The 16,487-nt window shown below is 38.8% G+C and carries 10 protein-coding genes; 9 read left to right on the forward strand and 1 reads right to left on the reverse strand.

Features of this window, described 5'->3' with window-relative positions; translation table 11 throughout:
* From RAO94_03875 to RAO94_03890, 4 genes are all read left to right on the forward strand, one after another.
* A partial coding sequence (locus RAO94_03875) for a helicase C-terminal domain-containing protein (protein ID MDP8321473.1) occupies positions 1 to 1,952 on the forward strand: 1,952 nt, incomplete at its 5' end.
* A 29-nt stretch (positions 1,953 to 1,981) separates the two neighbouring features.
* Positions 1,982 to 3,277, forward strand: coding sequence for a thymidine phosphorylase (locus RAO94_03880; GenBank protein MDP8321474.1), 1,296 nt, complete (start codon positions 1,982 to 1,984; stop codon positions 3,275 to 3,277).
* Between the two features lie 692 nt (positions 3,278 to 3,969).
* The gene (locus tag RAO94_03885) at positions 3,970 to 6,267 is read left to right on the forward strand and encodes a T9SS type A sorting domain-containing protein (protein ID MDP8321475.1); all 2,298 of its coding nucleotides are present in this window, start codon (positions 3,970 to 3,972) and stop codon (positions 6,265 to 6,267) included.
* Between the two features lie 201 nt (positions 6,268 to 6,468).
* Entirely contained in the window at positions 6,469 to 9,852 is a 3,384-nt protein-coding gene (locus RAO94_03890; GenBank protein MDP8321476.1) for a S8 family serine peptidase, read from the forward strand.
* Positions 9,853 to 9,931: 79 nt separating this feature from the next.
* Here the strand turns inward: RAO94_03890 and aroA are convergent, their stop codons facing one another.
* Positions 9,932 to 11,158, reverse strand: a complete 1,227-nt coding sequence (aroA, locus tag RAO94_03895) for a 3-phosphoshikimate 1-carboxyvinyltransferase (GenBank protein MDP8321477.1) — start codon at positions 11,156 to 11,158, stop codon at positions 9,932 to 9,934.
* A 326-nt stretch (positions 11,159 to 11,484) separates the two neighbouring features.
* On the opposite strand from aroA, the gene tilS reads away from it, so the two are divergent.
* The 5 genes from tilS to RAO94_03920 all read left to right on the forward strand — a co-directional run.
* Complete coding sequence (gene tilS, locus RAO94_03900) at positions 11,485 to 12,918, forward strand: tRNA lysidine(34) synthetase TilS (GenBank protein ID MDP8321478.1); 1,434 nt, start codon at positions 11,485 to 11,487, stop codon at positions 12,916 to 12,918.
* Positions 12,919 to 12,920: 2 nt separating this feature from the next.
* A complete protein-coding gene (gene hpt, locus RAO94_03905) occupies positions 12,921 to 13,454 on the forward strand; it encodes a hypoxanthine phosphoribosyltransferase (GenBank protein ID MDP8321479.1) in 534 nt (177 codons plus the stop codon).
* The gene (gene ftsH, locus RAO94_03910; GenBank protein ID MDP8321480.1) at positions 13,454 to 15,457 is read left to right on the forward strand and encodes an ATP-dependent zinc metalloprotease FtsH; all 2,004 of its coding nucleotides are present in this window, start codon (positions 13,454 to 13,456) and stop codon (positions 15,455 to 15,457) included. Before hpt ends, ftsH begins: the two co-directional genes overlap by 1 nt.
* On the forward strand, positions 15,432 to 15,866 hold the full coding sequence (locus tag RAO94_03915; protein ID MDP8321481.1) for a GtrA family protein: 435 nt from the start codon (positions 15,432 to 15,434) through the stop codon (positions 15,864 to 15,866). The genes ftsH and RAO94_03915 overlap by 26 nt, the downstream gene beginning before the upstream one ends.
* 9 nt (positions 15,867 to 15,875) lie before the next feature.
* The coding region (locus RAO94_03920; GenBank protein ID MDP8321482.1) for an NAD(P)-binding protein at positions 15,876 to 16,487 on the forward strand (612 nt) is incomplete at its 3' end.

Consider the following 16,487-nt stretch of genomic DNA (forward strand, 5'->3'; position numbering starts at 1 on the left):
GGGTGATCATATCAACAAATACCAAAAACCTTCAGGAGCAGATATTCACAAAGGATCTGCCTTTACTTAAAAAATGCCTGAAAATCCCCTTTGAAGCAGTACTTTTGAAAGGAAGAGGTAATTATATCTGTGAGAAGAAATGGCAGGAGGTTATGAATACCTGGCAAAGAGCTGCTGCTGCCTGGGAAATTCGCGATCTGATGAAATTGATAATCTGGAAAAAATTCACCCAAACTGGCGATATTGTAGAAAATAATTCCTTCAATCCGGGCAAGATGAGTTCCACCTGGAAAAAGGTGGTAGCGGATCGTCATTTCTGCCGTGGCAGACGCTGCAGTTCTGCAGGATCATGTCATTTTATGCAGAAACGCGTACTGGCTGATAATGCCAATATTGTGGTTATCAATCATCATTTGCTGCTTGCTGATGCCGTGTCAGAAAATTCCGTGCTGGGAGAATATGAAAGACTCATCATTGATGAAGCTCATAATCTGCCGAACACTGCCCACACCGAGCTGGGATTTAGTCTTGGCTGGCCGGATTTTAATGGCTTTTTTATGCAGCTTTTCCATATCCGCAAAGATTATCAAAGTGGGGAACTGATCTCATTGAAAAGAGACCTGCAATCCAGCAATCTGGATAATTCCACCAAAGACACGGTAATCAATATAATTGAAAGCCTGATAAATATCATTAATGAATGTCAGGAAGTATTTACATCCTTTTTCTGGGAGATGGGTGAAACGGTTAAAACATGCACAAAATATGGCAAATTAAGTTACTTCAAAGACCCTGATGAATATAAGAATGCCAGATTAAATAAACTGCCCGACTTCAGCTTCATTGATCAGGTTCCAGATCTGATGAATTGCCTTACTGCGATCATGAAATCAGTAAAAACCCTGAGCATGAACCTGGGCGGAATAGATGGCAGCAGGTTGAATAATTATGATCAGCATCTGGAAAGCACTGAGCGCATACAACAGCGGATATCTGATTTCCAGGAAAATCTGGAAGCAATCCTTCAGCCAGATTATGATGCTAGTGCCTACTGGTTCTCTATTTTAAATGTGGCAGATTCTGAATATCCTGCCGGAGTAATAAATGTTGTTCCTTTGGATATCTCCTCTCAGATGAGTGAATATTTTTATGATAATAAAGAATCAATTATATTTACTTCAGCCACTTTAGCCATCCGGGGGATATTTAAATATTATGAGCGTCGCATGGGTCTGCCCCTTACTGAGAATGATAAGGTTCGTCTGGAGATAGTGGACTCACCTTTTGATTATAATCAACAATCCGTAGTATTGAACACTGTATATCTGCCCTTATATTCTGATCCTTACTTCTTTATGCAGTCAATGGATTTGATCGCTCAGGCAAGCCAGAGAGTTCCCGGAGGTACTCTTGTGCTTTTCACTTCTTATCAGGATATGGATAATGCCTATAAAAAGCTGGCAGAAATTTTACCTGCTGATATTGCCCTTATGATCCAGTCACGCACAAGTTCACGCACTTCACTGCTTAAGCAGTTCAGTGATGATGGCAAAGGTATATTACTTGGAACAAGCTCATTTTGGGAAGGTGTAGATGTTCCCGGAGAAGCGCTTTCTCAGATAATAATCTATAAGCTGCCCTTCCCCTCTCCAGGTGACCCGATAGTGGAAGCATATACCAAGAAATTAGCTCGCGATCAAAAGCCACCCTTTGAATATTACACCCTGCCGGAAGCTCTGCTTAAATACAGACAGGGCTATGGCAGACTGATCAGATCAACTAAAGATACTGGGGTTATCATCGTGCTGGATAACCGGATTGCCAGAAAGCATGATCGCTATGGTAAATATTTCATGCAGGTGATCCCCGCTCAAACAATTTTTGTCCGCAGCCCGGAAGAAACGATATCACGGGTTTCAAACTGGTTTACCCAGCAGAAACTGCACCATTAGACCCTGTGCAAATTCAAGGAGATTAATACATGAATCCTGTGGAGCTCATTATCCGAAAAAGGGATGGTGGTGAATTACTGCCAGCCGAAATGAAACATTTTATTACGGATTATATAGAAGGGAATATTGATGCCAGCCAGATGACAGCACTGCTGATGGCTATATATTTTAAGGGAATGACCAATTCTGAAACACGAAATCTTACTGATATCTATATAAATTCCGGCAGCAGAATAGAATTTCCACCTGATATGCCCACAGTAGATAAACATTCCACTGGTGGTGTGGGTGATAAGATCAGCCTGATGCTGGCGCCTATCGTTGCTGCCTGCGGAGTACCGGTTCCCATGATCTCTGGCAGGGGACTGGGGCATACTGGCGGAACTCTGGATAAACTTGAAGCTATCCCGGGTTTCAGAACTGATTTCGCGCAATCTGATTTTATCAAATTTGTGAATACTTCCGGCTTGGCAATCATCAGCCAGAGCGAAAAACTTGTCCCTGCAGATAGACTCATCTATGCCTTGCGTGATACTACCGGTACAGTGGAAAGCCTGCCCTTGATCACTGCCAGTATAATGGGCAAAAAAATTGCCGAAGGTGCTCATAACCTGGTGATCGATCTTAAAGTAGGAAGTGGTGCCTTTATGAGAGATCTTGAAAAGGCTCAGAAATTAGGTGAATTACTAACTTCCACTGGCATTGCATTTGGACAAAAAGTGAAAGTTACCTATACTAATATGAACTCACCTCTGGGATTTTACTGCGGTAATGCTCTGGAAACCAGAGAAGCTATTGATTATCTGAAAGGTGAAACCGCCCCTGATATTGATATTATCACCCGCAGGCTGGCAAAAGAAATGCTCCTGCTCACTGGAGTTTATTCTGATCCTCAGGCTGCTGAGACTAAGATTGATCAGGTTATCAGCTCAGGTGCTGCCTTGGAGAAGCTTATTGCCATGATACGCCAGCAGGAAGGCAATGTGAATGTTATCGATAAATATGATATATTACCTACAGCAAAATATGAACTACCGGTGATCTCCTCACAAGAGGGCTGGATAAAATCAATTAACAGCCGTCAGATAGGCTATGCCCTGGTGAGTATTGGTGCGGGACGTAAAACCCTTAAATCTATACTTGATATGTCAGCAGGTGCCTGGCTGCCTCACAAAATCGGAGCAAAACTTGATAAGCAACAAATTCTGGGAAAAGTGTATTGCAATGATAAATCTGCTGGAGAAGCAGCAGTAAAACGCATCAAAGCTGCCTATGAGATATCAGCTACTAAAATCGAAACCGAGGAAATTATTCTGATTCCCTGAACCCTAAGCTAATTCCTAACTCCTCAAATATTCAGCAAAATGTCAAACAGATTACCCTATTAAGCATTCTCAATACCCCTTTTTACTTCTTATGAAATACAAAGTACCCCTAACGAGAAACAACTCTCTGGGGCTGCCAGTAGATTATAAATTGGAAATATTAATGTAGATTAAAGCATAAATAGTACAGGGGAAAATTTATTATTATTTTTTAACATGCATTAAAATAATTCGGACAGTGCCGTACGTTGAGACTGATCAAACTAACTCATTGGAAAATTAAAGGGAGTAGCAATTTTTAGCAAAAAGTGCACATAACCTGATTGATGACTTATAAAACTGAAATTGACTCCTCTGAAACCATTTGAAAGGATTTTGCTGGGGAAATCTGACCAGTTACTTGATAATAATATACTAAAATTATATTTTTTCTTGACAATATAAAATCACTATAAAATACATAACTTATGTATTGAATGCAAATATCAGTGGAAAAATTGATGATTATGAACATGATTGAAGGGTTTTAGGGAAAATAATCATCTTTACTGGATTTTCTACTTTTGAATAATATTATACAAGATTGACCAGCTTCCGCAGATATTAGGGATATTGATCCTTATGAAGAATTGCATTATAATTCCATAGCATGTGAAAAGTATATTTACACAGATTAATGAAGGAGGAAAAAGATGAAGAAAGCATTATTGAGTTTGATTTTATTAACCTTTTCCCTGATATTTTCCCAGGAATGGAGTAGAAACGGTCCATTTTCTGCACATGTTATTTCACTTGCAATAGCACCTTCAGATACAAGTGTTATTTATGCTGGAACTTATTGTGATGGAGTTTATAAAAGTATAGACGGAGCAGAAAACTGGATTCATTGTTCGATTGAGAGTTTACCTGTCTGGGAAGATTCCCTTGATAATTCTCCAAGCGTACCTTGCTGGTGGTATGGTGATTATTATCCTGTTCAAGCGATTTCAATTGATCCGATAAACGCTGAACATCTCTGGATTGGAACCAGCGGGAAAGGACTCTTTGATAGCAACGATGGAGGAAATAGCTGGCAACAGGCAAGTGAAACTTTGCCCGATTCTCTTGATGTTGATTATATTCATATAAATGAAAATAATCCTGATGAACTTTTTATTGGAGCGGGAAACCATAACTATGGGTATTTACCATTGGAAAATGGTGGTTTGTATCATACTATTGATGGAGGAAATAACTGGTCATTAATAGAAAACGTCCCACATGGAGACTATTATCATATAACTGGTATTTGTAACGAGCCTGGAAATGAAGAACATCTTTATACGGGAATTAGCAGTGGAGGTGAACCCGGTTTTTCATGGGGACTTATGGAAAGTATTGATGGCGGAAATGAGTGGCAAATAATTAATGATGTTTTTACATTTTATGATCTTTCAATAAATCCAGCTAATAATCAGAATATGTGGAGTATAATATACACAGGATACATGGACTGGTTATTGGCTTTTTCAACAGACGGCGGTTATAACTGGACACCTTATCCTGATTGGAATCCTGAAATATGGTGTACTAGTATGTATGCTGATAGTGAGTACAATCTATATGTTGCTGAGGGCGGTACATCAATGTATGGTAATGTAAAAAAAAGTAGTGATAATGGTAATACATGGACAAATATTGATACTATGTGTGCAGGAAGAGGAATAAACCTTCGGAATCGTTGCGAAGAGAATAGAGAGAATGTCAATAAGATTTATTTTGGGACATATTGTGGTATATATAGATCCGATAACGGAGGATCAACCTGCTTGTTGAAAAATTCAAATTTACCCAATTCATATATAAAAGAGATAGAATTACATCCTGATGATTCTGATATTGTTTATGCCGGCGGATTTCAGGGATTATGGAAAAGCATTGATGGAGGAGATTCATGGAATCAAGTAAATGAAGAATATGTTAATGTAATAAAATATGATTATCAGCACCCGGATACATTATACTACGGTGGACAAAATTTAATGCGTAGTTTCGATAATGGAATATCTTTTACCGATATCAGCCATAACATAAATGGAATAATAGTTGATATTTCCATTAATCATAACTATAATAATATTGTATATATAGTGACTGTTTATTATGATTATCTGGTTTATAAGACAGATGATTACGGAATCAATTGGGATTTAATCTTTTCAGTGGAAAGTGCAAATTATCCAAAGGTTACGATTGATTCCAATTATCCTGATACATTATATTTCTCTGATTATCGAAGTACTGATGGTGGAAGCACCTGGGAATATTTATCATTAACTCCTGGTGAAGTCGTAAACATACATCCCCAGAATTCAAATACAATTTACTATTCAGATAGAAATACACTTATAGTATCGTATGATTGGGGTGAAACTTTTCATGACCTTGATACGTACCAGAATTGGACAACCCCTGTTCCGGCAATAGGCAATTTAGTTTTTGACAGACATGATTCCGATAAAATGTTTTACTGTACTCCTAATAATGGAATTCATTACAGCATTGATGCAGGAGAAAACTGGTCTGTATTAGAAGGTACTTATGAAAAACGCACATCGGATTTTATCCCTTTTTTAGAGGAAAATAAAGTTTATATCGCTTCCCATGGAGATGGTGTCTGGATTGGTGAAAATATATCTGTAAGTACAGATGAAGAATGTGAAATTGAAAATGTAAAATGTAAAATTAGTAATTACCCGAATCCGTTTAATCCGCGAACAAACATAAACTTCAATTTATCCCAATCAGGTAAAATAAGTTTATCGGTTTATAATATTAAAGGACAATTAGTTATAAAACTAATTGATAATGAAACATTTCAAAAAGGAAGCCATTCTGTAAATTGGAATGGAAAAAATTATAATGGAAAGGAGGTGAGTACTAATGTTTATTTATACACATTACAGGTAGGAGATAAGTCTATCTCCAGGAAAATGTTGATGGTAAAGTAGTTACTTTCGGAATGGTTTCAGAACTTCTAGCTTTTCTTGACCTTCCGCAGTGTTTAAAAGTATTAATCTTTTCCTGAATTTCGCAAAGGTTAAATTATTGGGACATTTGACAATAATGTAAAAAAGAGGTTAGATAATGCCCTAATTCAAAGAATGTTGATAAAAGGATAATGATTCCATAATAAGAAATAAGGAGGAAACATGAAATCATTTAATCAAAAAATAGCAATAATAGTATTTATTTTGCTATCTTTCACTGCTGTAGCAAGTGCGGAAACAATCTATCTGAACAACCGTCAATATGATAAGATTGATGGACAATGGTATCAGATTGAAAATAACTATCAATATCAAGTAAGTAATTCTGTAATTACTGTGAAATTTCAAGTAAATGTAACTCAATCTCAAATAGATTCTTTAAATGCAGTTAATGAATGTGATGTAATCAGAAGTAATATTCTTGGTTATTATGACCTTGAGATACCTAAAAACAGTGACCCATTGGAAATTGTTCAGAATTATCTTAAAAGTGAACTAGTTAATGTCGTAGAACCGAACACTATTGGAGAATATTTAGAAGTTCCTAATGATCCTAATTATAATGATCAATGGTTCCATCATGATGAAAGTGTTGGAGGAATTGACAGTTACAAAGCATGGGATAAGGAGACTGGAGTTCCTGGTGTAATAATCGGGATATTGGATAGTGGAACCGATATACTTCATGAAGATTTGGAAGGAAATATCTGGGTAAATCCCGGTGAAGATTTAGATGAAGATGGAGTTGTCTGGGATATGGACGACATAAATGGTATAGATGATGATGGTAATGGATATATAGATGATCTTGTAGGTTGGGATTTTGGTCATAATAACAATAATGTCGAAAGTAATGCCTATCATGGTACGCATGTAGCAGGTATTGCAGGTGCTGTTACAAATAATAATACTGGAGTTGCAGGTGTTGCCGGTGGATGGGGTGAAGAGAATCCAGGATGTAGTATGCTTATTGCTGCTGTAGGAGATAATGCTCCTATAGGAGATATTCTCGATGATGCAATACTATATGCTGCACTAAACGGTGTTAGAGTTATTACCTTAAGTCTTACCGTAGGTGAAACATCTGCGATCGAGGAAGCGTTAGAAGTCGCTTATAATAATTATGCTTGTTTTGTGGATTGCGCTTCAGGAAATTACAATCATGATTATCTTCCTTTTCCAGCTAATAATGAATATGTCTTTGCAGTTGGTGCAAGTCATCAAGAAAAGAGAAGAGTAAGCCCAGAAGATGGTTATAACTGGGGATCAAATTATGGTGAAGGTTTAATGGTAGTTGCACCTGGTGTAGATATACTAAGTACACGACTAAATAATACTTATGCAAGCGGTGGAGGTACATCGTTTGCCTCTCCACAAGTTGCAGGAGTAGCGGGATTAATTGCTTCTCTTCATCCGGATTTTACAAACCAGGACATTGCAAGATTGATTTGTTTAACTACTGAAAAATTATCACATTATGTTTTTAATGAAGATGAAGAATATGGAACATGGAATAATGAAGTAGGTTATGGAAAACTAGATGCAGATCGGGCACTGGGTGTTTCCGAATTAATTTCATCAGATCGAGAGCTTAAGGAAGGTAACTATATATTTGAAGATGGGACTATTATTACCAATAATGCAACTGTTGAGATAACTGAGAACACAAGATTCTACCTTTTGAATCGTGCACAACTATCAGTTCAAGAAAATGCGTCAATAACTATTGAGAATAATGTTACATTTTTGGGTGAAACGACTACAATTCCTGCAGAGCCACCAATTATCCCGGAAACAATACCAGGAAACAGGATAGAGATTTATGGTAATGTTACTATTGGTACAGGAGTAGAATTTACCGTAGAAGAGGATGAATATTGGGATGGCTTGTATTTACTGGGGGATCAGAATGTTCCAATAACGGATGGGCTTTTCAACCATTGCGGACTGCAAAGCAAATATGGTGAGATACAATTAAGCGGAACAGATTTTACTATGTCACGTCTTTCTTGTTATACTACAACTCTTGGCTTGGATGGATGCAGTTTGGAAGGTTCTGATTTTGGAACAGGAATATATTGTTATGACTGTCCACAAGTCAATATGATAGATAGCGATATTCATAATTACAATTACGGAATCAAGTTATCCGGTTGTTCAAATTACACAATTACCGAATGTGAAGTTTATGATAATGTTGCCTATGGGATATATTTAGTTGATACATATACAGGAGTGAATGAGATATCTCTGACCGATATTTATAATAACGGTAATAATGGACTTTATTTTTATGCTTCAAAAGGCACCGTAGAAAGCTGTAATATTTATAATAATCACAGAGGAATACTTTGTTTTCATGGCAGCATCGTAGAAATCCTGAAAGACCCAAACAGTGGTTCCTGGATAGATGACAGCGTGATAGCTAATAATGATTATGAAGAGATTCTATTCTTTGATGATTGTACGGTTATAATGGATTGTAATCGGAATAAGATCGTAGATAATGATTATCAGGTAGAAAGTTATGACCGGTATCTTGTTCGTTGTCCTGATATGGATCATAATCAGGTATGGCGCAAGAATTTCTGGGGAAATTACGATATTCATGGTAATGCGATAGTGCCACCTGAAGAGAGGTTTTATCTTTCAGTGATTGATCCTGACCCGGGTGAAACAGGTTATCTGTTATCACCGGTTTGGGATCCTGGTCAACCCAGAGAGGGTGAAAAGACACTTGCTGAAACATTGTATCTCGAAGCTGATTCAGCATTTTCTGATAACGATTATGTTCTTGCTGACCAGTTATTCAGGCAGGTTATTGATGAGTATCCTGAGACAGCATTTTCGTCAGCAGCAGCAAAGCGATTAATCGAGGTTAACGACGATTATGAAGTATTGCAGGATTACTATGAAACGGAATCGAATCTTCGCTATGATGAAAATTCCGAAAAATATGCCGATTATCTTGCTAATTACTGTAATATAAAACTGGAGAATTATGAAGAAGCGATTCTTAATTTTGAGGAAGTCATCTCGAATCCTCCCAGCGAAATAGATTCAGTATTGGCAATAATAGATTTAGGATATACTTACCTTATAATGGAAGAAAATGAAGTTAGATCCGGTTTTATTGGAAATATGACTGAATTGAAGCCAACATCATGGAATGTATTTTATCAAACTCAGGAAGAGTTGTTAGCCGGTCTTTTGGAAAATCCTGCTGATTACAATTATAACATTCCTTCTGAAGATATAATCCCGGAATCTGCTTTATTGTATAGTAATTACCCTAATCCTTTTAATCCTGAGACAACTATTTCGTTCTCAATACCTGAAGCCAGTGAAGTGAATGTGAGTATATACAATATTAAAGGACAAAAGGTAAAGACTTTGCTTGATGATAAACTTAGTACTGGAAAACATTCTGTGGTATGGTACGGGGATGATGAGCTTGGTAATCAGGCGGGTTCGGGAATTTATTTTTACCAGTTAGCTATGAATGATAAGGTTGCGAAAGTGAGAAAATGTTTATTGCTGAAATAGTAAATTTAGTAACCATATAAGGGACAGATTCGTATCTGTCACATTATCTCTACTATTAATCTCGATTTATCTGAAGAAATTATTCTGAATCCCTGAATCTGCGGAACTCAGTCCAGAAATCAGGAAACGATTTATTTACCACAGCAGGGTCATCAATCTCTATCTCAGGATATTTAAGCTTCAGTATGGCAAATGCCATAGCCAATCGATGATCTCCATGGGGATCAATCAAAACCTGTCCTGGATACTTAGCTAAAGGAAATACTCTCAAGCATCCGTCTTTATATTCTGCTTTGCCACCGCAACGCCTGATCTCTGTCAGTATTGATTCTATTCTATTACTTTCTTTATATTGCAGATGACTGATATTGGTTATCTCAATTTCGGATCCTGCCATTAGCCCCAGCACAGCAAGAGTAGGAACCTGGTCGGGCATCTGGCTCATATCTGCCTTAATTCCCTGCAGATAGTTCCCCTTCACAATAACATGATCATCTTCGTCAATCACCTCAGCACCCATTTCTGCCAGCAGGTCAGCAAAAGCAGCATCCGGCTGAAATGATTTCTTTCTGCTGCCGATTGTTTTTACTGAATTTCCGAAAGCAGCCGCCATTGCCCAGAAATAGCAGGCGGAGGAATAATCTGTCGCTACTTCGATCTTTGAGGGATTAGATAACCTGCTGCCAGGCAGTACGACCAGCTTATCCTGCTTTGCATAGACCTCAATCCCCATTTTACGCAAAATCTGGATTGTCAGTTCCACATATTCCCATGATACTCGTTTGCCGGTTACTTCTATATTCATTCCCCCCAGGCATTGCGGAGCTATCAATAGCAAGGCACTCAGATATTGACTGCTGATCGAAGTATCTATCTTCATATTGCTGCCATCCAGAAAATTACCCTTGATCTGATAGGGAAATTTGTCAGTAGTGATCATTGCCCCCATCTGTCGGAGAGCTAATATCAGCTCCTGCATCGGTCTTTTTTGCAATTGAGCAGAGGCATCCAGCAGATATTCTCCACCCGGCTGAGCTGCCAAACGAGCCAGCAGCAATCTGAATCCTGTAGCTGAATCTTTGATACAAACTTCACCCTTTTGTGATAAACCGTTCTCGCATAGCATGATGATCTCATCAACAGAAATCTCAAATTCACAACCAAGCTCAGTAAGTGCCTGCTGCAAAGTGAGAATATCAGCAGCACTCGATCCACCCTTGATCACAAGTTTGCCCTTTAACTGACTGCCCAGGATCATAATCCGGTTCAGCTCAGATTTGGAATACGGAAGCTTAATATTTAACATAGTTCCTACCTCTATAAATCCCCAGCAAAATGTCAAGCAGATTGCATTATTGAATGGTATCTCCACCTTTTATTATCCCAGATAACGAATTTTGGTAGGGGCAGACCCATGTGTCTGCCCAATTTTTTATTATTTGATCCTGTTTAAATAAGGGCAGACACCCGGGTCTGCCCCTACCTTATCTTCAAACAGCTAACCTTGTGACATATAAGGGAGATGATGAGAAGGAGTAAGAGAAGTGAAATAATGATGAAAAGCGTTTTTTTAATTGACATATATCAAGTTAGCGAGTTATAAGCAATTATCGAAAAAATAGAGGCAGATTGATGCAGAAAGAGATGAATTTTATCAGGAAGTTTGAGAAATATATTCGTAAGAATAAGCTATTTATGCCTAAGTCAAGGATATTAGTAGGGTTTTCGGGAGGGCCTGATTCCACGGCATTACTTACGGCACTTTATCATTTGCGAACTAAATATCAATTCCATCTGCTGGCAGTACATATAAATTATCATCTGCGGGGAGAAGAAAGCGGACTGGAAGAAGCAGCAGTAAAGAAATTTTGTTTTGCTCGAAACATTGCGATTCTGGTGAAACATTATGACCCCAAAGGCAAGAAAGTGAATGAGAATAATCTGCGGGAATTCCGGTTTAACTGGTTCAATGGGCTGGTGGGATCATACAAGATAGATTCCATAGCTTTGGGACATAATCAAAGTGATCAGGCAGAAACAGTGTTATATAGGTTACTAAGGGGCAGTTTACTCACGGGGCTGGGCGGGATAAAACCGAAATCGGGCAATATTATTCACCCGCTTATCAGTTTTTCACGGGATGAGATCACGGCTTTTCTGGAAAAAGAGAATATCCCCTGGTGTGAAGATGTGAGCAATCAGCAGAATGAATTTACGCGTAATAAACTGCGCAATTTTATCTTTCCCTGGATATCTGATAATATCAATCCCCAGGCAGTAGAGAAGATATCAGCTATAGCCCCATTTTTGCAGGAAGCAGATGATATTTTATCTAATTCGGCAATGATCCGGATGCGTCATGTGATGGAAGAAAATAATGACGATGAATATCGCTTGAAAGTATCTGAATTATTGAAGATCAGACCTCTTTTGAGATTTTACATATATCGTCATCTTTATGGTGAAATTAACGGAACTGAGCAGGATTTTTATCAGAGTAATTTTGAGATCATAGAGAAATCACTTAAACGAGAGGGTAACCGTGAGATCCAATTACCGCATGGCGTGATATTATTGAAGGAATATGATAATTTACGGGTTATGAAACATGGATATCAGGAAACTGAAGAGGTGGAAGCAGCGAGGGAAATACCGAGTTTGCGTACCCGTTTTGCCTATGCTGGCTGGCGGATAAGTATGAAGAAACTAAAAAAACTGCCAGAGAGTCGGGACTTATTTGTAGACAAAAATATAGCCTATCTGGATTTTGATAAACTTGAGTGGTCACTTGTAGTAAGGCATCGGGAACCAGGCGATCGTTTTGTGCCTTTTGGCATGAAACACAATAAGAAATTAAAAGATTTTTTTATCGACCTGAAAGTACCGGCACAAGAAAGGGCGAATGCGCTGGTATTTACTGACCAGAAAAATATTTTCTGGGTAGGAAATCAAAGAATAGATCAGCGATATGCAGTCAGCAAGGAAACCAGTAGTATATTAATGATAAAAATTGAGAAAATCCGCCAGCGGAAGTCAAGACCGGCGGAGCGAATGAAAAGAAGGTGATAATGCACAAGGATTTAGAAGAAGTAATCTTACAGGAAGCCGAAATAGAGAGGCGGGTAAGAGAATTAGGGATAGAGATAGCCAGAGATTATGAAGGGCAAGAACCTTTAATGATCTGCATATTACGCGGAGCAGTGATATTTTTTGCTGATCTTTGCAGGGTGATTGATATACCTGTTCAGATGGGTTTTGTGAGCCTTTCAAGCTATAAAGACGGAACCAGCAGCACCGGAAAAGTTGAAGAGCGTCAAAAACTGATGGCAGACGTAAATGGCAAAGCAGTGATCCTGGTGGAAGATATAATAGATACGGGTTTGACTCTTAAGGATTATAGCCAAAACCTGCTTGATAGAGGGGCAAAGTCCGTAGAAATCTGCTGTTTATTAAAAAAACCTGAGCAAAGGCATAATGTAGATGTGAAATATCAGGGATTTGATATTGAGAATAGATTTGTAGTTGGCTATGGGCTTGATTATGCGGAGCAATACCGTAATTTGCCATATGTAGGCATATTGAAGAAGGAGATTTATTCATAATGAACGAAAACAGGCAAAATAAACAGAATAATCGCAAAAATGAAGAACCTAAACCAGTAAATAGATTTAATAATCCCAGAAATTATACCTTCCTGATCGTAATGATCCTCTTCATATTTGTGATGTACCAGATGTATAAATCGAGCGGTCCTCAAGTAAAAAATGTCAGTTTTTCTGAAATGATGGGCAAAGCTCAGGCAGGAGAACTGGTAAAAGTGACCTTTTCTGATAAGGATATCAGAGCAGTTGATGCTGGAGGACAGGTTTATACAACATATTTACCCTTCAGAGATCCCGAAGTAGTTTGGCGATTTAGTGATCTGGGCATTAATATAGAATCTAATAAACCTTCTCGCTGGCTGGAGATGATTGGAGCATGGCTGCCATTTTTGATTTTTATAGGGTTATGGTTTTTTATGATGCGTGGTATGCGAGGAGGAGGAAGTCAGGTATTCAGTTTTGGCAAAAGCCGGGCACGACTTGCTGATGGAGCAAAATCGCGCATTACGTTTAAAGATGTGGCTGGAGTAGATGAAGCCAAAGAGGAACTTGAAGAGATCGTGGAATACCTGAAAGCACCTGAGAAATTTCAGCGTCTGGGTGGGCGTATCCCCCGGGGTGTATTGCTGGTAGGCAGACCTGGAACAGGAAAAACTCTGCTGGCAAAAGCAGTGGCAGGAGAAGCAAAAGTGCCTTTTTACAGTATTTCCGGTTCTGATTTCGTGGAGATGTTTGTGGGTGTGGGAGCTTCACGAGTGAGAGATATGTTTGTGGAAGCAAAAAAGAATTCTCCCTGTATTGCATTTATTGATGAGATTGATGCTGTAGGCAGAACGCGTGGTGCAGGACTGGGCGGTGGTCATGATGAACGTGAACAGACTCTGAACCAGTTGCTGGTAGAGATGGATGGCTTTGATGCAAATGATTCTGTGATCATTATTGCTGCAACGAACAGACCTGATGTATTGGATTCTGCCTTACTAAGACCGGGCAGATTTGACCGCCAGGTTATGGTTGACCTGCCGGATATCAAGGGTAGAGAAGCAATTCTGCGAGTCCATACACGTAAACTGCCATTGGAAAAAGATACCAGTCTGGCAATTATCGCCAGAGGTACTCCGGGATTCAGCGGTGCTGACCTGGCAAACCTGGTTAATGAAGCTGCATTGCTTGCTGCCCGTAAAGGCAAAAAAACCATTCAAATGGATGATTTTGAGGAAGCAAAAGATAAAGTAACACTGGGTAAGGAAAGAAAAAGCAGAGTTATTTCTGATGAGGATAAACTGATAACTGCCTACCATGAAGTGGGACACGTAATATGCTCAATCTTTCAGGAGAAAGCAGAACCCCTTCATAAGGTGACAATCATACCTCGAGGGTTTACCGGCGGAGCTACTCATTTTCTGGAGACAGAAAAATCGCATTATTCTCGAGATTACCTGATTCAGGCACTTGTGGGACTTTATGGCGGCAGATGTGCAGAGGAAGTTATATTTGGACACGATAACGTAACCACCGGATCTTCAAATGATATTGAACGGGCTACTGAAATAGCCCGAAAAATGGCTACGAACTGGGGAATGAGCGATAAGATAGGACCAATGACAGTCTCGAAGAAAGAGAGTCAGACATTCCTGGGCAGAGATCTTGGTACCATTGAACATGTAAGTGAGGATACTGCAAAACTGATTGATGAGGAAGTGCATTTTTTCATCAATGAAGCATATCAGAAAGCACTTAAGATATTAGGCGATAGGAAAGAATTATTAATTTCCATGGCAAAAGAATTGATAGAGAAGGAAACTCTTACATCTCAGGAGATTTTTGATCTCACTCTTGAAAATGTAACTGAATCTGAGCGTGAATTTGTCATGAAAAAATATCGGAAAGTGAAGGAAATGAGCATTGAGACACCTTTTAAGGAAGAGAAGGCAGTACTAAAGGAAGAAATACCTGTAGATGTAGAGGGAGAAACAGATGAACCTGAAGATATTGTGGAATAAGTACTTTGTGGAAGAGACGGATAATACATTTATCCAGTTCTTTAGATATTTATTTGTAGGCGGTTTAGCCGCTGTAGTAGACTTGGCAGCATCCAGCATTGCAGTACGTGCTTTTGGGATATATGAAGTTTACGCTATCATAATATCATTTATATTGGGACTATCGGTTAACTACATCTTAAGTTCGCTTTGGATATTCCGACATAGGAAAATAGAAAAGCAAAGCTATGATTTCATCGCTTTTGCTATCATTGGCATAATTGGATTGCTTATGAAAGCTGGTATTGTCTGGTTCCTCACTGAAGTGCCAGAGTGGATGATCGAATTTTCAAATTCTATTGCCATTGTTCTGGTATTCATCTGGAACTTTCTGGCCAGAAAATATTTGTTGTATAATAAGAAGCCATAAGGAGGGATTTTGGAAGCAAAGAGAAAAGCTATTATTATTGGTGCAGGACCTGCGGGTTTAACCACTGCCTATGAATTGCTGAAACGGACTGATATCCAACCGGTGATCTACGAGATGAGTGATGAGATTGGAGGGATTTCCCGCACTGTGAAATATAAAGGCAACCGAATTGATATTGGTGGGCATCGTTTCTTTTCCAAATCTGACAGGGTGATGAACTGGTGGCAGAATATTCTCCCACTGCAGGGAGCACCCAGCCAGGATGATCTTATCCTGAATCGAGATGTTCCTCTTTCACATAAGAAAGGAGCTCCTGATCCAGAAAAGGAAAGCAAGGTGCTGCTCATTCGAAACCGTGTTTCCCGCATTTTCTTCCTGAGACGCTTCTTTTCATACCCAATTTCACTCAATATGGAAACTATCCTTAATCTGGGAATTATCCGCTGTATAAAAATAGGAATAACCTATTTCTGGATTCGCCTCTTCCCTATTCGCAAAGAAAAATCTCTGGCTGATTTTTATATAAACCGCTTTGGCAAAGAGCTATATAATACTTTCTTTCGGGATTATACCACCAAAGTATGGGGTGTCACACCAGATCATATAAGCCCTGAATGGGGA

Source organism: Candidatus Stygibacter australis (assembly GCA_030765845.1).
GTDB classification, from domain to species: Bacteria; Cloacimonadota; Cloacimonadia; order Cloacimonadales; family TCS61; genus Stygibacter; species Stygibacter australis.